The organism is Streptomyces sp. TSRI0107, assembly GCF_001905845.1.
Classification (GTDB): Bacteria; Actinomycetota; Actinomycetes; order Streptomycetales; family Streptomycetaceae; genus Streptomyces.
Genome location: NZ_LIVZ01000004.1, coordinates 502697 through 519847, shown reverse-complemented (window position 1 = coordinate 519847; position 17151 = coordinate 502697). Strand labels below are relative to the sequence as shown.

The window sequence follows — 17151 nt, the reverse complement described above, 5'->3', positions numbered from 1 at the left end:
GACCGCCGACGCGGAAAGAGCGTGTTTCGGCCATCGGCGCGACGGGAGGACGAAAGGCAGGTATGGAGGTGAGAAGTCCGGCGTGTCGGGGTGGGCTCCATTTGTTTTGACCGAAGTCCGTGAGGTAGGTACGCTCAGACCTTGTGCCTGGGGTGTGCCTTGGCTCTCCTGCGTGCCTTCAACCGCATAGGGAGCTGTGACCGGCCACCGTGATCCGCGCCTCTTTCTGCCTTGCGGCGGGAGTCCGCAGGATTCGACACACCCGACCGCGTGGGTCGGCGACGTTCCAGGTTAGCTGTACCCATCGGCACACAGAAACCGGAGAAGTAGTGCCTACGATCCAGCAGCTGGTCCGCAAGGGCCGGCAGGACAAGGTCGAGAAGAACAAGACGCCCGCACTCGAGGGTTCCCCTCAGCGTCGTGGCGTCTGCACGCGTGTGTTCACGACCACCCCGAAGAAGCCGAACTCGGCCCTGCGTAAGGTCGCGCGTGTGCGTCTGACCAGCGGCATCGAGGTCACGGCCTACATTCCGGGTGAGGGACACAACCTGCAGGAGCACTCCATCGTGCTCGTGCGCGGCGGCCGTGTGAAGGACCTGCCGGGTGTTCGCTACAAGATCATCCGCGGCTCGCTCGACACCCAGGGTGTCAAGAACCGCAAGCAGGCCCGCAGCCGCTACGGCGCCAAGAAGGAGAAGTAAGAATGCCTCGTAAGGGCCCCGCCCCGAAGCGCCCGGTCATCATCGACCCGGTCTACGGCTCTCCTCTGGTGACCTCCCTGATCAACAAGGTGCTGCTGAACGGCAAGCGCTCCACCGCCGAGCGCATCGTCTACGGCGCCATGGAGGGCCTGCGCGAGAAGACCGGCAACGACCCGGTCATCACGCTGAAGCGCGCTCTCGAGAACATCAAGCCGACCCTCGAGGTCAAGTCCCGCCGTGTCGGTGGCGCCACCTACCAGGTTCCGGTCGAGGTCAAGCCCGGCCGTGCCAACACCCTGGCGCTGCGCTGGCTGGTCGGTTACTCCCGCGCCCGTCGCGAGAAGACCATGACCGAGCGTCTGCTCAACGAGCTCCTCGACGCGTCCAACGGCCTCGGTGCCGCTGTGAAGAAGCGCGAGGACACGCACAAGATGGCCGAGTCCAACAAGGCCTTCGCGCACTACCGCTGGTAGTCGCAGACCCCATCGAGACCGAGAGAAGACTGAAGCCTTATGGCTACCACTTCGCTTGACCTGGCCAGGGTCCGCAACATCGGGATCATGGCCCACATCGACGCGGGCAAGACGACCACCACCGAGCGGATCCTGTTCTACACCGGCGTTTCGTACAAGATCGGTGAGGTCCACGACGGCGCTGCCACCATGGACTGGATGGAGCAGGAGCAGGAGCGTGGCATCACGATCACCTCTGCTGCCACCACCTGTCACTGGCCGCTGGAAGACGTCGACCACACCATCAACATCATCGACACGCCGGGCCACGTCGACTTCACCGTCGAGGTGGAGCGTTCGCTCCGCGTGCTCGACGGTGCCGTGACGGTGTTCGACGGCGTCGCCGGCGTTGAGCCGCAGTCCGAGACCGTGTGGCGTCAGGCGGACCGCTACGGCGTTCCGCGTATCTGCTTCGTCAACAAGCTCGACCGCACCGGTGCCGAGTTCCACCGCTGTGTCGACATGATCTCCGACCGCCTGGGCGCGCAGCCGCTGGTCATGCAGCTGCCGATCGGTGCGGAGGCGGACTTCAAGGGCGTCATCGACCTCGTGACGATGAAGGCCCTGGTCTGGTCGGCCGAGGCGACCAAGGGCGAGATGTACGACACCGTCGACATCCCGGACACCCACATCGAGGCTGCCGAGGAGTACCGCGGCAAGCTGCTCGAGGCCGTCGCCGAGAACGACGAGGAGCTCATGGAGCTGTACCTGGAGGGCACCGAGCCCTCCGTGGAGCAGCTCTACGCCGCGATCCGTCGTATCACCATCGCGTCCGGCAAGGGCGGCGGCACCACCGTCACCCCCGTGTTCTGCGGCACCGCGTTCAAGAACAAGGGCGTCCAGCCCCTGCTCGACGCGGTCGTGCGCTACCTGCCGTCGCCGGTCGACATCGAGGCCATCGAGGGCCACGACGTCAAGGACCCGGAGCAGGTCATCGCGCGCAAGCCGTCGGACGACGAGCCGCTCGCCGCGCTGGCGTTCAAGATCATGAGCGACCCGCACCTCGGCAAGCTCACCTTCGTCCGCGTGTACTCCGGTCGCCTGGAGTCCGGCACCCAGGTGCTGAACTCCGTCAAGGGCAAGAAGGAGCGCATCGGCAAGATCTACCGCATGCACGCCAACAAGCGTGAGGAGATCGAGTCGGTGGGCGCCGGCGACATCGTCGCCGTCATGGGCCTGAAGCAGACCACCACCGGTGAGACGCTGTCGGACGACAAGGCCCCGGTGATCCTGGAGTCCATGGACTTCCCGGCGCCGGTCATCCAGGTCGCCATCGAGCCCAAGTCGAAGGGCGACCAGGAGAAGCTGGGCGTCGCGATCCAGCGCCTGGCCGAGGAGGACCCGTCCTTCCAGGTCCACTCGGACGAGGAGACCGGCCAGACCATCATCGGTGGTATGGGCGAGCTGCACCTCGAGGTGCTGGTCGACCGTATGCGCCGTGAGTTCAAGGTCGAGGCCAACGTCGGCAAGCCGCAGGTCGCGTACCGCGAGACCATCCGCAAGTCGGTCGAGAAGGTCGAGTTCACCCACAAGAAGCAGACGGGTGGTACCGGCCAGTTCGCCCGCGTCATCATCGCGATCGAGCCGATCGAGGGCGGCGACGCCTCGTACGAGTTCGTGAACAAGGTGACTGGTGGCCGCATCCCGAAGGAGTACATCCCTTCGGTCGACGCCGGTGCGCAGGAGGCCATGCAGTTCGGCATCCTCGCCGGTTACGAGATGACCGGTGTGCGCGTCACGCTGCTCGACGGTGCCTACCACGAGGTGGACTCCTCCGAGCTCGCGTTCAAGATCGCCGGTTCGCAGGCCTTCAAGGAGGCCGCGCGCAAGGCCAGCCCCGTGCTGCTCGAGCCGATGATGGCCGTCGAGGTCACCACGCCCGAGGACTACATGGGTGAGGTCATCGGCGACATCAACTCCCGCCGTGGTCAGATCCAGGCCATGGAGGAGCGGGCCGGTGCCCGCGTCGTGAAGGGCCTCGTGCCCCTTTCGGAGATGTTCGGTTACGTCGGCGACCTGCGCAGCAAGACGTCCGGCCGCGCCAGCTACTCCATGCAGTTCGACTCCTACGCCGAGGTTCCGCGGAACGTCGCCGAGGAGATCATCGCGAAGGCCAAGGGCGAGTAACGGACCTCGCGTCCACGCCGTAGGCTTGACTCCGGAGCCTCGTGGGGCAAACAACCGCAATCACGGATGTTTGCCCCCGGGATCCGGGCCATCCAGCAAAGATCACCTGGCGCCGATGAAGTAAGGCGTACAGAACCACTCCACAGGAGGACCCCAGTGGCGAAGGCGAAGTTCGAGCGGACTAAGCCGCACGTCAACATCGGCACCATCGGTCACATCGACCACGGTAAGACGACCCTCACGGCCGCCATTACCAAGGTGCTGCACGACGCGTACCCGGACCTGAACGAGGCCACCCCGTTCGACAACATCGACAAGGCGCCGGAAGAGCGTCAGCGCGGTATCACCATCTCCATCGCGCACGTCGAGTACCAGACCGAGGCGCGTCACTACGCCCACGTCGACTGCCCGGGTCACGCGGACTACATCAAGAACATGATCACGGGTGCGGCGCAGATGGACGGCGCCATCCTCGTGGTCGCCGCCACCGACGGCCCGATGCCGCAGACCAAGGAGCACGTGCTCCTGGCCCGCCAGGTCGGCGTTCCGTACATCGTCGTCGCCCTGAACAAGGCCGACATGGTGGACGACGAGGAGATCCTGGAGCTCGTCGAGCTCGAGGTCCGTGAGCTCCTCTCCGAGTACGAGTTCCCGGGCGACGACGTTCCGGTCGTCAAGGTCTCCGCTCTGAAGGCCCTCGAGGGCGAGAAGGAGTGGGTGGACTCCGTCCTCAGCCTGATGAGCGCTGTCGACGAGTCGATCCCGCAGCCGGAGCGCGACGTCGACAAGCCGTTCCTCATGCCGATCGAGGACGTCTTCACGATCACCGGTCGCGGTACGGTCGTCACCGGCCGTATCGAGCGTGGTGTCCTGAAGGTCAACGAGACCGTCGACATCATCGGCATCAAGACCGAGAAGACCACCACCACGGTCACCGGTATCGAGATGTTCCGCAAGCTGCTCGACGAGGGCCAGGCCGGTGAGAACGTCGGTCTGCTCCTCCGCGGCATCAAGCGCGAGGACGTCGAGCGCGGCCAGGTCATCATCAAGCCGGGTTCGGTCACCCCGCACACCGAGTTCGAGGCCCAGGCCTACATCCTGTCGAAGGACGAGGGTGGCCGCCACACCCCGTTCTTCAACAACTACCGCCCGCAGTTCTACTTCCGTACCACGGACGTGACCGGCGTCGTGCACCTCCCCGAGGGCACCGAGATGGTCATGCCGGGCGACAACACCGAGATGCGCGTCGAGCTGATCCAGCCCGTCGCCATGGAGGAGGGCCTGAAGTTCGCCATCCGTGAGGGTGGCCGGACCGTCGGCGCCGGCCAGGTCACCAAGATCGTCAAGTAAGTCCCGCTTGCTTGAGGGTCCTGTGACCCGGTAGCTCCAGCCGCGAGCTCCTGAAGGGGCCCGTACGACTTCGGTCGTACGGGCCCCTTTGTCATGGGCTGCGAGGTGTTACGAGGTTTCCGGCGCGGGCTGGGGTCCCAGGGCCATCAGGGCCAGGACGGTCCCGCGGACGATGACGCCGCCGAGCAGGGCGGTGAGGAAGCCGTCCACATGGAGGCCGTAGTCCATTTGGGAGCCGATCCAGGAGACCAGCAGCCACAGCAGCGTGTCCTGGACGACGCCGAACGCGGCGAGGAGCAGCAGCGCGACCGGCGGGGCGCTGCGGGTGGCGCTGGGATAGCTGTAGATCAGCTGGTTGACGATGAGGAAGACGGCGCCGGCCAGGATCGCTTCCCATGGCGGGCTGTCGAGTATCGAGGTGATGCCGGGGAGCAGCGCGGCGGCTGCGGCAACTCCCAGATAGGTGCCCAGAAGGCGTCTTCGCTTGTACATGGCCGGATCATGAGGGGGCGCCGCCGCCGCTGACAAGGCCCCGGGATGAAACCTGAGCGAACCTTCCGCGGCGGGTTGGGAAGAGTTCCGTCAACTTCCGTGACCGTGTGGGGGGATTGTTCTTTCTGTCCTCGTGGGGGCGGATCGTGCGGTCGTAGCGTGAGCCGTCGGCATACGACACGAGGGTTGCTGGGGTTTTCTGATGCACGGGGTTGCAGTCGTCGACGATCGGCCGGCACGGACGGTGCCCACGACCGCGCGGAATCGGGTCACAGCACCCGGCGGCCGGACCCGTCCCCGCCTGTACGTCCTCGACGGCATCCGCCTGATCGCCGCCCTGCTGGTGGTACTGCACCACTACGCGGGCACGAACCGGGTGAACCAGCCGGGCAACGCGATCTGGGACCGGCCGGTGTCCGACATCATGCCGAGCTGGTTCCGGGTGGCGTCGTTCGGCTGGATCGGCGTTGAGATCTTCTTCGTCATCAGCGGCTTCGTCATCTGCATGTCCTGCTGGGGCCGCACCCCGAAGGACTTCTTCGTCTCGCGGGTGATCCGCCTGTACCCGGCGTACTGGTTCGGGGTCGTCTTCACCACCGCTGTCCTGGTGGCCCTCCCGGGCGTGTGGGAGCGGCTCCCGCTGCGCGAGGTGCTGTTCAACCTGACGATGCTCCAGCAGGGCTCCGAGGTTGCCAATGTCGACCTCGTCTACTGGACCCTCTGGTCCGAGCTGCGCTTCTACCTGCTGTTCCTGGTCGTCGTCGCCATGGGCCTGACCTACCGGCGGGTCGTGGTGTTCTGCTGCGTCTGGGGCGCGGCCGCCATGCTCGCGCCGGTGTCCGAGTTCCCGCTCCTCGTGCTGGCCGCCGACCCGAGCGGCGCCTGGTACTTCATCGCCGGCCTCGCCCTCTACCTGATGCACCGCTTCGGCCAGGACCTGCTGCTCTGGGGCATACTCGCCATGTCCTGGCTGATGGGCCAGCTGGAGCTGGGCGAGCGGGTGGCGTACGAGCAGGTCAGCAGCTGGCGCGGCGCGGTGGTGATCTACACCGTGTTCCTGCTGTTCATGGTCGCCGTGGCGCTGGGCTTCACGGACCGGATCCGGTGGCGGTGGCTGGTGACGGCGGGCGCGCTGACGTATCCGCTGTATCTGACGCACTACCTCGCCGGTACGGCGGTCATCAACCGTCTGCGGGACACGATGGACGCGCGGCTGCTGGTGGTCTGCGTGATCGCCGGGTTCCTGCTGCTGAGCTGGCTGGTGCACCGGCTGGTGGAACGGCCGGTGGCGCGTGTGCTGAAGCGGGGGCTGGAGGCGTCGTTCACGCGGTTGCGGGGGTTTCAGCGGGCGGCCTGAGCGGGTCTGCGCGGTCTGATCGGCACGGGGGAGGGGACGGCCGTACCGCCGGTGGTGTCCTCGGTCAGTGCCCGCACCAGGCCGTGGTCGGGGGAGAGCTGGCAGGCGGGGTCCGTACGGGAGGCGTCTCCGGTCAGGGCGTAGGCCTGGCAGCGGCAGCCGCCGAAGTCCTCGTCGCGGCGGGAACAGCCGCGGCACGGGTCGGCCATCCAGTCGGTGCCGCGATAGCGGGTGAACGCCTCGGAGTGGTCCCAGATCCAGGCCAGCGGGTGGTCACGGACGTTCGGCGGGTCGAGGTCCGGCAGCGCGGCGGCGGCCGGGCAGGGCAGGACGGTGCCGTCGGGGGAGACGGTGAGCGAGACCGCGCCCCAACCCCCCATGCACGGCTTGGCGACGCCGTCGAAGTAGTCGGGGACGACCCAGACCAGGTCGGGTCCGGAGGCGGCGGACAGCCGTTCCCGCCACCGCTCCACGGCGGCCCGCGCGCGGGCGAGCTGGTCGCGCGTGGGCAGCAGCGCGTCCCGGTTGAGCAGGCCCCAGCCGTAGAACTGGGTGTTGGCCAGTTCGATCCGGTCCACACCCCAGGCCAGCCCCAGCTCGACGACGGCGTCGACGGCGTCCAGGTTCTCGCGGTGCAGGACGACGTTGAGGCCGAGCGGGAGACCGGCAGACCGTACCAGCCGGGCGGCCCGTTCCTTCTGCGCGAAGGAGCCCCGGCGTACGGCGATGCGGTCCGAGGCGTCCGGGTCCGCGTGCTGGACGGACAGCTGGACACTGCGCAGACCGGCCTCGGTGAGCGCGGCCAGCCGGGCTTCGTCGAGGCCGACACCGCTGGTGACCAGCTGGGTGTAGATCCCGGCGCTCTCGGCGGCGGCGACGATGTGCTCCAGGTCCGGGCGGAGCAGCGGCTCGCCGCCGGAGAGATGCGTGTGGACGACTCCGAGCTCGCCGGCCTGGCGCAGCACGTCCGTCCACTGCCCGGCGCTCAGCTCGCTCGAACGCCGGGTCAGCTCCAGCGGGTTGGAGCAGTAGCCGCAGTGCAGGGGGCAGGCGTGGGTGAGTTCGGCGAGCAGGGCCCAGGGGCGGGCGGGCACGGCCGTCGGCGCGGCGGGGCTCGTCCGGTCGATGCTGGTCATCTGAGCCAGCCCTCCTCGCGCAGCCGCTCCAGGAACGGGGGTACGTCGGTGCCGACCGGGGCGCCGGGAAACCGGTCGGCCAGCGTGTCGACGATCCCGCGCACACTCCGGGTGCCGTCGCACAGCTCGACGATCTCCCCGCCGTGACCGGTCAGGACGCCGACGCGCTCGGGGAGGAGGAGCAGGACGGCGTCGCGGACGGGGTCGTGGCGGCGCAGCGCGCCCGGGGTGAGGACGGGGCGCCAGCCGCTCCCGGTCGCCTCGGTCACGGGTTCTCCTCGCGGCTGCCCGCCGCCTCCACCGCGTCCAGCAGCGACCACAGGACCTCGCACTTGAAGCGCAGGGCGGCTACGGCGCGTTCCTGGCCGTCCCGGGTGCGGGCCCAGGCGAGTACGAGGCCGAGCGCCTCGCCGCTGTCGCGCCGGCCCTGGTCGACCCGGGTGCGGAAGTAGGCGAGGCCGTCGGCCTCGATCCACCGGTAGTGGCGCTCGAAGGCGTCGATGCGGGTGCGCATCAGATCGGGGGCGGCGAGTTCGGTGAGCGAGGCGGCGACGGCTTCGAGGGGCGGGCGGTGCCGGCAGAAGTTGACGTATCCGTCGACCGCGAGTCGTACGCCGGGGAGTACGTCGTCCGTGCGGAGCAGCGTCTCGCGGTCCAGGCCGGCCGCCTCGGCGAGCCGCAGCCACCGTTCGATGCCGCCCTCGCCCTCTTCCCGGCCGTCGTGGTCCTCGATGCGGCGCAGCCACATCCGGCGCAGCGCGGAAGTGTCCAGCTTGGCGGTGATCAGCGCGTCCTTGACGGGGATGTGGCGCTGGTAGTGGAAGCGGTTGGCGATCCAGCGGCGCAGCTCGGCCGGGGTGAGATCGCCGCTGTGCATACGGAGGTTGAAGGGGTGGCGGTCGTGGTACCGCTCCTGGGTGACCGCGCGCAGCCGTGCCTCGAACTCTGCGGGAGTCCAGGGCTCGGCGGGGGCGGAGGGCTCGGGGCGTGGGGCGAGTGCCGTGGTCACAGCTCGATCACCATTCCGTCGTGTGCCACCTCGAGACCCAGCCGGGCGAGCCGCTTGTGCTGGGGTGCCGCCGGGTCGACGAGGGGGTTGGTGTTGTTGAGGTGCGTGTAGAGGCAGCGGGCGGAGAGGTGCGCGAGGCGCTCGGCGGTGCCGCCCGGCCCCTCGATGGGCGGATGGCCCATGCCGGTGGCGGTGCGCGAGGAGATGCCGGTGCGGCGGGGCTCCTCGTCGTCCCAGAAGGTGCCGTCGACGATGACGCAGTCGGCCTCCTCGGCGGCCCGCTGGAAGTGGTCCGGCCAGGCGGCGAGCGCCGGCGCGTAGAGCGCGGTGCCGCCGGTGGCGGGGTCGTACAGGCGCAGGGCGATCACCCAGGCGTCGTCGCCGGGCGCGTCGGCGGCGTACCGGGGGCGCTTGCCCGACACCGGGATGCCGGTGATCCGCAGGCCCCCGGCCGTCTCCGTATCCAGCGGCTCGGCACCGCGCCGGGGCAGCTCCCGCCAGGTCACGGAGGTGTACGGCGTGAGTACGTCGCCGAGGTGCAGGCGGTCCAGGAGGGCCTGGCGGACGGGGGCCGTCGCGAGCACCTGGAGGCCGTCCGCCTCGCGCAGACGGGGGATGCCGAGGGTGTGGTCGAGTTCGGCGTCGGTGAGGACGATTCCGGCGAGCGGCGTCTGCCGGGGGCCGGGGCCCGGGTGCAGTCCGGGGTGGGCCTCGATCTGGTCGCCGAGGTCGGGGGTGGCGTTGACGACGTACCAGCGGCCTTCCCCCGCGCGGACGGCGAGCGAGGCGTGACGGCGGCGGCGGTGTGGATGCGCGCGTGCCCCGGAGCATCCGGGACACGCACAGTTCCACTGGGGGATCCCGCCGCCGGCGGCGGTGCCGAGTACCAGCAGCAGCATGGCTTCGGCTCTTCGGTCAGCGGGAGTTGAGGGAGTAGGCGGTCACTTCGAGGGCGGTGTCGACTTCGGTGAACTCAGGGGTCTGCCAGGCGGTCCTCGTCTCCTGCGCGGGGTGCTGCTCGGCCGGATGCGTCTGCTGCGTGCTCTCGTTCATGTCTCGTGTGCCCTTCTCGGTATGGGGGTCACTTGATGGTGACTTGGTGGATGTTGTCCTTGTCGGTTCCTCGGTCGCTGGTGCCGACCCACAGTTGGTCGGCGCCCGGGACCTTGGCGATGGCGCGCAGCCGGCCGTACGCGCCGGCGTAGTAGGCGGCCTTCGTGCCGACCTGCTCGGTGTCCCCGGTGATCGAGACCCGCCACAGCCGCTGGCCGCGCAGCGACGAGATGTACAGAACGTTGCGTACGACGGCGAGTTGGGCGGGTGTGCCCTCCGCCGGTGTCCAGGTGCGCTTGGGGTTGGTCATACCCGCCGCGGTGCAGGTGCCCTCGCAGGTGGGCCAGCCGTAGTTGGCGCCGGGCTTGATCAGGTTCAGTTCGTCGTACTTGTCCTGGCCGATCTCCACCGACCACAGCCTGCCCTGGCGGTCCCAGGCCAGGCCCTGCGCGTTGCGGTGCCCGTAGCTGTAGACCCGGTTGCCGAACGGGTTGCCGGGGGCGGCGGCGCCGGACTTGGTGATGCGAAGGATCTTCCCGTTCAGGGAGTTCTTGTCCTGCGCCAGCTGCGGCTGCCAGGCGTCGGCGGTCGTCACGTAGAGGTACCCGTCGGGGCCGAAGGCGATCTTGCCTCCGGTGTGGTTGCCCTTCCACTGGATGCCGCCGAGGACCGTGGTGTAGCCGGTCAGCGACGTGCCGTCGTAGTCCATGCGGACGACGCGGGCGTCCGTGGCCGTGGTGTGCATGAAGAACACGCGCTTGTCCGTCGTGCCGTTCCAGGTCGGCGACGGGGCCACGCCGAGCAGCCCGCCGGTGGCGCTCGGATTGGAACCGATGACCGAGTGGGGCACGGTGCCGATCAGTTTCCTGGTGCCGTCCCGGCCGAGCCGGTACACCTGGGATCTGTGTTTCTCGGTCACCAGCGCGGACTGCCCGTCCGGCAGGAACGAGATCGCCCAGGGCAAGTGCCACGCGCCGGAGAACTTGGTGACGGAGGCCGGTACGCCGCCGTCGGCGGCGGCCTGTGCGCCCGGGATGGCCGCCGAAGCGGGTTGTGTGAGGCTGACGGCAAGGAGGGCGGCAGCAGTGGTGAGTGAGGCCAGGCCCACGCGGACCGGTTGCCGCGCGAGGCGGCCTGGATGTGACATGTCGACACCCTTCTACGCTGATTCTGGCTGGGTGAATACGCGCGAAATTCGGTTTCGCGCTCGGGGAAATGGCGAGGGGGCCCGGTTTTCCGGGCCCCCTCACTCATTCACCGCAGCGGCGCGTCAGGCGGTGCCGCCGCCGTTACCGTTGCCGTTGTCGTAGTCGCTCGGGATGAAGCAGAAGTCGATGTGGCTGATCTCGGGGATGTTGCCGCCCGGGTTCAGCGGGGACACGAGGTCGTCGTCGCCCGTGGTGCCGTTCGGGAAGCCGTTCGCCGCGTCGTAGACGTAGCGGTTGGCGTTGGGGCCGCCCTTGACGGTGACGCTGCGGACGGCGATCTCGCCACCGAGGTCGATGCTGAAGGTGAGCAGGGTGCCGTCGTCGCTGATGTCGACGTTGAGCACGCCGGTCTCGCCGTTCTCGAGCTCGACCTCGTACTCCGCGTCGGTGGGGGGGACCCTCAGGCCTTCGCCGCCGGCGGGGCACGTCAGCGCCGGGTTGCCCTCGATGAAGATGGGGGGGACGTCCGGCGCGGCCGAGGCGGGGGCGGCGGCGAGACCGACGGCCACGGCCGTGGTGAGGCCGACGCCGAGAAGACGCGTCGCGGCCACTGCCGAGCGCGACATACGGGTAGCTACTCGCATGACGAGTATTCCTCCTAGTTTTTTGGTTTGCCCCCGCGGACACTCGCGCCGTTTCCATTGGCAATTCGAGAATGGAACCTCTGTCCGCCACCGGGCGATGCAACATTTGCATAATCCGATCGCTGACACACCTCGCGACATCTCGCCCTTACGCCATACGAGCCGCAATTCGGCTGACAAGGTGAACTGCCCTCATGTCGCGGCGCTTTGGCGACGGGCCGGTCGCGGGGTCGCGGCCCCTGATGAGGTGCCCTGCGTGCCGGTGGCCGCGCTCATCTATACAGCATGTAAATAGGGCGTAAGGGGTGGAACGTTGATATAACGATCACATCAGGCGTGCGCGCTGCTCTGCCCGTGCCGTTGCAGCCGCGCCCTACGTCTTCCACGGGGTCCCAGGGAGAGCCATGCGGCAGTCCATCAGCGCGGCATCACGGCAGGCGGCGACTCTGGCGCCGCCCAGGGCAACTTCGTTCAACAGCAGTGGGGTTGGACGGTGTCTGCCCGCCACCGTCGCTGTCGACGCCGCCGGGGCGGCTGTCCCCGCGGCGGCCATGCTGTTCGCCTTCGGGGACCCCCGCCCCGTGCACCAGGCGGTGGTGATCGGCGTCCTCTGGGTGCTCGTGGGCATCGCCGCGCGCCGGTACGCGCCGTGGACCTGGGACGAGGGCGCCCCGGTCGGGCCGGTCGTGCGGGACTGGCTGGTGCTCGTCGGGGCCTGGGTCGTGCTGCGCGCCGCCTGGGGGGCCGGTGGCGCGCCCGCCGCCGTCCTCGCGGCACTGTGTCCCTCGGTGCTCGTCACCGTCGTCCTCCGCAAGGGGATCCACCGCCATCTGCGCGCCGTCCGCCGACGCGCGCAGGCGCTGCGCCGGGTGCTGGTCGTCGGTGAGGCCGCGACCGTCGACGCCGTGGTCGGGCGGCTCGCCGAGCGCACCGACCACGGGTACGTGGCGGTCGGCGCCTGTGTGGTCGGCGAGGGCCCGGTGCTGTCCGGCGTACGCGTGTGTTCCCGGCTGGAGGCGGACGCGTCGGCCGGCCCCGAGGGCGACGCCGCGTCGGTGGGCGAGGCGGTCGAGGTGCTCGGCGCCGACATGGTCTTCGTGGCGGCGAGCGGACACCTGTCCGGGGACCGGCTGCGGCGGCTGTCCTGGTCGTTGCACGACCGGGGCCGCCCGCTGATGGTCCTGCCGGGCATCGTCGAGGTGACCCGGCGCCGGGTCCGGCTCACCTCAGCGGCCGGGCTCACCCTGCTGCACGTGAAACCGCCGACGCGGCGCGGCCTGTCCACGGTCCTGAAGGCCGTGACGGATCAGGTTGGCGCGCTTCTCCTGCTCGTCGCGCTGGCTCCGCTGTTCGCGCTCCTCGCGGTCGCCGTGCGCGTCACCTCGCCCGGCCCCGTCATCTACCGCCAGACGCGAGTGGGGCGGAACAACACCCACTTCTCCATGTGGAAGTTCCGGACCATGGTCGTGGGGGCCGACCGGATGAAGGGTGAGCTGGAGGGGGTGAACGAGCACGACGGCCACATGTTCAAGCTCCGCCAGGACCCGCGTACCACCCCTGTCGGCCGCTTCCTGCGCCGCTATTCGCTGGACGAGCTTCCCCAGCTGGTCAACGTCCTGCTCGGACACATGTCCCTGGTGGGGCCCCGGCCCCCGCTCCCCGAGGAAGTCGCCCGGTACGACCAGGTGGAGATGCGCCGGCTGAGCGTGAAGCCCGGCCTCACGGGACTGTGGCAGGTGAGCGGACGGTCCGACCTGTCCTGGCACGAGACCGTCTCGCTCGACCTGCGCTACGTCGACAACTGGTCGTGGACATGGGACATGTCCGTCATGGCCCGCACGGTCCGCGCCGTGCTGGACGGACGCGGGGCCTACTGAACGCCCGCCATCGGAGCCGCCCCGCCACCGGGAGCCGCCCCGCCGCCGATCGGGCGGCGCTGATCCGTGCGGTCGAGTCTGTCCGCGACACACCGGTATGTGGTGGCTCGGATCACCGGTTCATAGCACCTTGTGCCGATAGGCATACCGTCCAGTCGGGGAAGGGCCATCGCCATGGCAGAGACCGCAGTGCCACCAGAGACCGGAATCCGCCCGGCCGTGCCGGAGCACCGGGCGGTCGCGCGGCGTTCCCTGCGGGGCTTCACCGGAGCCGGCTACGACAAGGGGCGCCCGCTGCTCGTCCAGGCGGCCTGGTTCGCCGTACTCCATCTCGTCTTCGTCAAATGGTGGTTCCCGGCCCGCTGGCGGCCCTCGGTGCTGCGGGCGTTCGGCGCGCAGGTCGGACAGCGGGTGCTCATCCGTCACGGGGTCCGCGTGCACTGGCCGTGGCGGCTGCGTGTCGGTGACGACGTCTGGATCGGCGAGGGCGCCTGGCTGCTGAACCTGGAGCAGATCACGATCGGCAGCGACGTGTGCGTCTCCCAGGAGGCGCTGCTGTGCACGGGCAGCCACCAACGCCACAGTCACACCTTCGAGTTCGACAACGGGCCCATCCGCCTGGAGCCGGGCTCCTGGGTGGCGGCGCGTGCGGTCGTGCTGCGCGGTGTCACCGTCGGCCGCGGTGCGGTGGTGGGCGCCTCGGCGGTCGCCCGCCGCGACGTCGGCCGGGGCGAGGTCATCGGTTCCGGAGCCGCCGTATGAGGATCGTGCACGTGGTGACGCTGGTCAGCGACGACGGGGCGTACGGCGGACCCACCAGCGTGGCCGCCGGGCAGTTGGAGGAGTGCGCGGCGCGCGGCCACGACGTCACCTTGGTGTCCTTGTGGCGGGGCAGGTCCCTGGCGCCGCGCCGCGTCGGCTCCGTGCCGCTGCGGACGCGCCCCGCGCGATCCCTGCTCCCGGGGCGGTTCACCGGGCTCATGCACCCGCTGCTTCTCGGGGACATGTGGCGTGCCATGGGCAGGGCCGACGTGGTGCACATCCACGCGGGGCGTGACCTGGTGTCCCTCGCGGCGCTGGCCGTGGCGGCGTTGCGGCGCCGGGGGTTCGTCGCGCAGACGCACGGAATGGTGCAGCCCCGGCGCGGCGCCGCCGTCCGGCTCTTCGACCGTCTGTACGTACCTCTGCTGCGACGGGCGCGCGGCTGCCTGGTCCTCACGGAGCAGGAGCGCCGGCACGTGGCCGAGGTCATCGGCGCCGGCGGTCCGCCGCTGCTGACCCTGCCCAACGGGGTGCGGCCGGAGCGGGCGGGGGACGGTGCGAGGCGGCCGAGGGAGCGGGAGGTGCTCTTCCTCGCCCGGCTCCACCCGCGCAAGCGCCCGGACGCGTTCGTCGAGATGGCCGCGCTGGTGCACCGGAGGGTGCCCGACGTCCGGTTCACCCTGTACGGGGCGGACGAGGGCGTGCTGCCCGCGGTGCGCCGGCTCATCGTCGCCCACGGGCTGCAGGGCGTCGTCTCCTACGGCGGGGCGCTGGAGCACGCGGAGGCGGTACGGGCCTACGGGAGGGCGGCCGTCTACGTGCTGCCCAGCGTCGACGAGCCGTTCGGGATGACCGTGATCGAGGCGCTCTCCGCGGGCACCCCCGTGGTGTGCACCGACACCTGCGGCATCGCCGACGAGCTGGCTCGCCGGGGGGCGGCGGTGGTCACCGACGGCAGCCCCCGGGATCTGGCCGACGCGGTGTGCGACCTGCTGGCCGACGAGGACAAGCGGGTCGCGCTCGCCGCGGCGGGACGGCGCGCCGTAGCGGAGGCGTTCTCCGTCCACGCGGTGACGGACCGGCTGGAGGACATCTACCGGCGGTCGTGCAGCGCCCGCCCGCCCGCGATGACACGAGGTTGAGAGCATGGACTTCTCCAGTGCCCTGCGGCAGCTCTCAGAGGTGCAGAAACCCGGCCGGGGCGTCCCCGGTTACGCACGGTTCGTCAACCGGCCGGCGGGCAGGCTGCTCGCGGCGGCGGCGCACCGTGTCGGGCTGTCGCCCAACCAGGTGACCGCCGCCAGCGCCCTGGTCACCTTCACGGCCATCGCGGCGATCGCCCTGTGCCGGCCCTCGCACGCGCTCGGCCAGTGGGTCTGCCTCGCCCTGCTGCTCGGCTTCGCGCTCGACTCGGCGGACGGCCAGCTGGCCCGGCTGCACCGGTCGGCCAGCGTGGCCGGTGAATGGGTGGACCACGTGGTCGACTGCGCGAAGCTGCTGGGCGTCCACGCGGCTGTCCTGGTCTCGTTCCACCGCTTCTTCGACCTGCCGGCTCCTGTGTGGCTGCTGGCCCCGCTCGTCTTTCAGTTCGCGGCCGTGGTGTTGTTCTTCGCGGGCATTCTGGTGGAGCAGCTGATGAGGCGGTCCGCCGGGGCACGGGCTGCCGCGGCGGACCGGCCCTCGGTGCTGCGCGGCATGGCACTGCTACCGGTGGACTACGGCCTGCTGTGCCTGCTCTTCCTGTTCGTGGGGAACCAGGAGCTCTTCCTCGCGCTGTACGTCACCCTGCTCGCGGCGCACGTCGTCATGCTGCCGGCGTTTCTCGCCAAGTGGTTCCGGGAGCTGTCGTGACGGGACGGGCACTCGGATGGGGGCATCGTGCGCAACGGGACACGAGGGCGCGCGCCAATTGGCAATAAACCGGACAAACAGTGACTAACCTGCCTGGCAGATCCCGGGTCTCTCAAGGAGCTGCCATGAGCAAGCAGGTGGATGTCGTCGTCGCCGGAGGCGGAGGATTCATCGGTGGCCACCTCGCGGCCGACCTCCTGGCCCGGGGGCTGACCGTCCGCTGCGTCGACATCAAGCCCCGGCATGCGTGGCAGCAGGTGCACGAGGCCGCCGAGAACGTCGTCGCCGACCTGTCGCTGCTCGACGAGGCCCGCGCCGCCGTCCGTGACGCCCGCCAGGTGTACATGCTCGCCGCCGACATGGGCGGCATGGGCTTCATCGAGAACCACAAGGCCGCCTGCATGATGTCGGTGCTGACCAGCACCCACATGCTGAAGGCGGCGCACGAGGCCGGCGTGGAGCGCTACTTCTACTCCTCCTCCGCCTGCGTGTACGCAGCCGGCAAGCAGAACGACCCCGACGTCACCGCGTTGAAGGAGGAGGACGCGTACCCGGCCCAGCCCGAGGACGGCTACGGCTGGGAGAAGCTGTTCTCCGAGCGCATGTGCCGGCACTTCGAGGAGGACTTCGGGTTCACCTGCCGCGTCGCGCGCTACCACAACGTCTACGGCCCCGAGGGCACCTGGACCGGAGGCCGCGAGAAGGCCCCGGCAGCCGTGTGCCGCAAGATCGCCGAGGCCGCTGTCTCCGGTGATCACCGGATCGAGATCTGGGGCGACGGCCGGCAGACCCGCTCCTTCATGTACATCGACGACTGCCTGCGGGGCACGCGGCTGGTCATGGACGGAGACAGCGGCGTCCCGGTCAACGTCGGCTCCTCGGAGCTCGTCACCATCAACCAACTGGTCGACATCGTCGAGGAGATCGCGGGCATCCGCTGCGAGCGCTCGTACCGGCTGGACGCCCCCCAGGGCGTGCGGGGCCGCAACTCCGACAACAGCCTGATCCGGGAACTCTACGGCTGGGAGCCGTCGATCCCGCTGGCCGAAGGGCTGGAGAGGACGTACGCCTGGGTGTACGACCAGGTGAAGCTCGCCCAGCACTGATCGACGGCCAGGCCGGGAGAGCAGCC

The 17151-nt window shown here is 69.7% G+C and carries 18 protein-coding genes; 10 read left to right on the top strand and 8 right to left on the bottom strand.

Translation table 11 applies throughout. The annotated features are described in order from the left end of the window. The first annotated feature begins 329 nt into the window (after positions 1-329). The 4 genes from rpsL to tuf all read left to right on the top strand — a co-directional run bounded on the left by rpsL (position 330) and on the right by tuf (position 4690). On the top strand, positions 330-701 hold the full coding sequence (gene rpsL / locus AMK31_RS12790; RefSeq protein WP_003948652.1) for a 30S ribosomal protein S12: 372 nt from the start codon (positions 330-332) through the stop codon (positions 699-701). Between the two features lie 2 nt (positions 702-703). Beyond that, positions 704-1174 (top strand): 30S ribosomal protein S7, encoded by a 471-nt coding sequence (gene rpsG, locus AMK31_RS12785; protein WP_003998848.1) that lies wholly within the window; start codon positions 704-706, stop codon positions 1172-1174. Positions 1175-1213: 39 nt separating this feature from the next. Next, a complete protein-coding gene (fusA, locus tag AMK31_RS12780) occupies positions 1214-3340 on the top strand; it encodes an elongation factor G (RefSeq protein ID WP_073940566.1) in 2127 nt (708 codons plus the stop codon). Between the two features lie 156 nt (positions 3341-3496). Beyond that, positions 3497-4690 (top strand): elongation factor Tu, encoded by a 1194-nt coding sequence (gene tuf, locus AMK31_RS12775; protein ID WP_073940565.1) that lies wholly within the window; start codon positions 3497-3499, stop codon positions 4688-4690. A 108-nt stretch (positions 4691-4798) separates the two neighbouring features. Here the strand turns inward: tuf and AMK31_RS12770 are convergent, their stop codons facing one another. Beyond that, positions 4799-5182 carry a phage holin family protein gene (locus AMK31_RS12770; RefSeq protein WP_073940564.1) on the bottom strand — a complete coding sequence of 128 codons (384 nt, stop codon included), beginning with the start codon at positions 5180-5182 and terminating at the stop codon, positions 4799-4801. A gap of 202 nt (positions 5183-5384) precedes the next feature. Between AMK31_RS12770 and AMK31_RS12765 the strand changes: the two genes are divergently transcribed. Then, the gene (locus tag AMK31_RS12765; protein WP_079186817.1) at positions 5385-6539 is read left to right on the top strand and encodes an acyltransferase family protein; all 1155 of its coding nucleotides are present in this window, start codon (positions 5385-5387) and stop codon (positions 6537-6539) included. On the opposite strand, the gene pqqE is transcribed toward AMK31_RS12765, so the two are convergent. From pqqE to AMK31_RS12730, 7 genes are all read right to left on the bottom strand, one after another. Next, positions 6524-7675 (bottom strand): pyrroloquinoline quinone biosynthesis protein PqqE, encoded by a 1152-nt coding sequence (gene pqqE / locus AMK31_RS12760; RefSeq protein WP_073940562.1) that lies wholly within the window; start codon positions 7673-7675, stop codon positions 6524-6526. The genes AMK31_RS12765 and pqqE overlap by 16 nt on opposite strands. Beyond that, positions 7672-7944, bottom strand: coding sequence for a pyrroloquinoline quinone biosynthesis peptide chaperone PqqD (gene pqqD / locus AMK31_RS12755; RefSeq protein WP_073940561.1), 273 nt, complete (start codon positions 7942-7944; stop codon positions 7672-7674). Before pqqD ends, pqqE begins: the two co-directional genes overlap by 4 nt. Further along, the gene (pqqC, locus tag AMK31_RS12750) at positions 7941-8684 is read right to left on the bottom strand and encodes a pyrroloquinoline-quinone synthase PqqC (RefSeq protein ID WP_073940560.1); all 744 of its coding nucleotides are present in this window, start codon (positions 8682-8684) and stop codon (positions 7941-7943) included. Before pqqC ends, pqqD begins: the two co-directional genes overlap by 4 nt. After that, positions 8681-9583 carry a pyrroloquinoline quinone biosynthesis protein PqqB gene (gene pqqB / locus AMK31_RS12745; protein WP_073940559.1) on the bottom strand — a complete coding sequence of 301 codons (903 nt, stop codon included), beginning with the start codon at positions 9581-9583 and terminating at the stop codon, positions 8681-8683. Before pqqB ends, pqqC begins: the two co-directional genes overlap by 4 nt. Before the next feature lie 16 nt (positions 9584-9599). Further along, complete coding sequence (pqqA, locus tag AMK31_RS12740) at positions 9600-9737, bottom strand: pyrroloquinoline quinone precursor peptide PqqA (RefSeq protein WP_073940558.1); 138 nt, start codon at positions 9735-9737, stop codon at positions 9600-9602. A 28-nt stretch (positions 9738-9765) separates the two neighbouring features. Then, positions 9766-10884, bottom strand: a complete 1119-nt coding sequence (locus AMK31_RS12735; protein WP_079186816.1) for a PQQ-dependent sugar dehydrogenase — start codon at positions 10882-10884, stop codon at positions 9766-9768. A 123-nt stretch (positions 10885-11007) separates the two neighbouring features. After that, positions 11008-11511, bottom strand: a complete 504-nt coding sequence (locus AMK31_RS12730; protein WP_073940557.1) for a hypothetical protein — start codon at positions 11509-11511, stop codon at positions 11008-11010. 569 nt (positions 11512-12080) lie between these two features. On the opposite strand from AMK31_RS12730, the gene AMK31_RS12725 reads away from it, so the two are divergent. The 5 genes from AMK31_RS12725 to AMK31_RS12705 all read left to right on the top strand — a co-directional run bounded on the left by AMK31_RS12725 (position 12081) and on the right by AMK31_RS12705 (position 17125). After that, complete coding sequence (locus AMK31_RS12725; protein ID WP_073940556.1) at positions 12081-13406, top strand: sugar transferase; 1326 nt, start codon at positions 12081-12083, stop codon at positions 13404-13406. 174 nt (positions 13407-13580) lie between these two features. Further along, a complete protein-coding gene (locus AMK31_RS12720) occupies positions 13581-14168 on the top strand; it encodes a putative colanic acid biosynthesis acetyltransferase (protein WP_073940555.1) in 588 nt (195 codons plus the stop codon). Continuing rightward, on the top strand, positions 14165-15310 hold the full coding sequence (locus AMK31_RS12715) for a glycosyltransferase (RefSeq protein ID WP_073940554.1): 1146 nt from the start codon (positions 14165-14167) through the stop codon (positions 15308-15310). Before AMK31_RS12720 ends, AMK31_RS12715 begins: the two co-directional genes overlap by 4 nt. A gap of 4 nt (positions 15311-15314) precedes the next feature. Next, positions 15315-16019 (top strand): CDP-alcohol phosphatidyltransferase family protein, encoded by a 705-nt coding sequence (locus AMK31_RS12710; protein ID WP_073940553.1) that lies wholly within the window; start codon positions 15315-15317, stop codon positions 16017-16019. A 125-nt stretch (positions 16020-16144) separates the two neighbouring features. Next, positions 16145-17125, top strand: a complete 981-nt coding sequence (locus AMK31_RS12705) for an NAD-dependent epimerase/dehydratase family protein (protein WP_073940552.1) — start codon at positions 16145-16147, stop codon at positions 17123-17125. The last annotated feature ends 26 nt before the right edge of the window (positions 17126-17151 follow it).

Bases quoted from the DNA above. Each gene is read 5' to 3' on its own strand.
- AMK31_RS12705 (WP_073940552.1), top strand. From the start codon at position 16,145: ATGAGCAAGCAGGTGGATGTCGTCGTCGCCGGAGGCGGAGGATTCATC.
- pqqA (WP_073940558.1), bottom strand. From the start codon at position 9,737: ATGAACGAGAGCACGCAGCAGACGCATCCGGCCGAGCAGCACCCCGCG.
- AMK31_RS12735 (WP_079186816.1), bottom strand. From the start codon at position 10,884: ATGTCACATCCAGGCCGCCTCGCGCGGCAACCGGTCCGCGTGGGCCTG.
- AMK31_RS12765 (WP_079186817.1), top strand. From the start codon at position 5,385: ATGCACGGGGTTGCAGTCGTCGACGATCGGCCGGCACGGACGGTGCCC.
- pqqB (WP_073940559.1), bottom strand. From the start codon at position 9,583: ATGCTGCTGCTGGTACTCGGCACCGCCGCCGGCGGCGGGATCCCCCAG.
- AMK31_RS12770 (WP_073940564.1), bottom strand. From the start codon at position 5,182: ATGTACAAGCGAAGACGCCTTCTGGGCACCTATCTGGGAGTTGCCGCA.
- pqqE (WP_073940562.1), bottom strand. From the start codon at position 7,675: ATGACCAGCATCGACCGGACGAGCCCCGCCGCGCCGACGGCCGTGCCC.
- AMK31_RS12720 (WP_073940555.1), top strand. From the start codon at position 13,581: ATGGCAGAGACCGCAGTGCCACCAGAGACCGGAATCCGCCCGGCCGTG.
- rpsG (WP_003998848.1), top strand. From the start codon at position 704: ATGCCTCGTAAGGGCCCCGCCCCGAAGCGCCCGGTCATCATCGACCCG.
- AMK31_RS12725 (WP_073940556.1), top strand. From the start codon at position 12,081: ATGCTGTTCGCCTTCGGGGACCCCCGCCCCGTGCACCAGGCGGTGGTG.
- AMK31_RS12710 (WP_073940553.1), top strand. From the start codon at position 15,315: ATGGACTTCTCCAGTGCCCTGCGGCAGCTCTCAGAGGTGCAGAAACCC.
- fusA (WP_073940566.1), top strand. From the start codon at position 1,214: ATGGCTACCACTTCGCTTGACCTGGCCAGGGTCCGCAACATCGGGATC.
- AMK31_RS12715 (WP_073940554.1), top strand. From the start codon at position 14,165: ATGAGGATCGTGCACGTGGTGACGCTGGTCAGCGACGACGGGGCGTAC.
- AMK31_RS12730 (WP_073940557.1), bottom strand. From the start codon at position 11,511: ATGTCGCGCTCGGCAGTGGCCGCGACGCGTCTTCTCGGCGTCGGCCTC.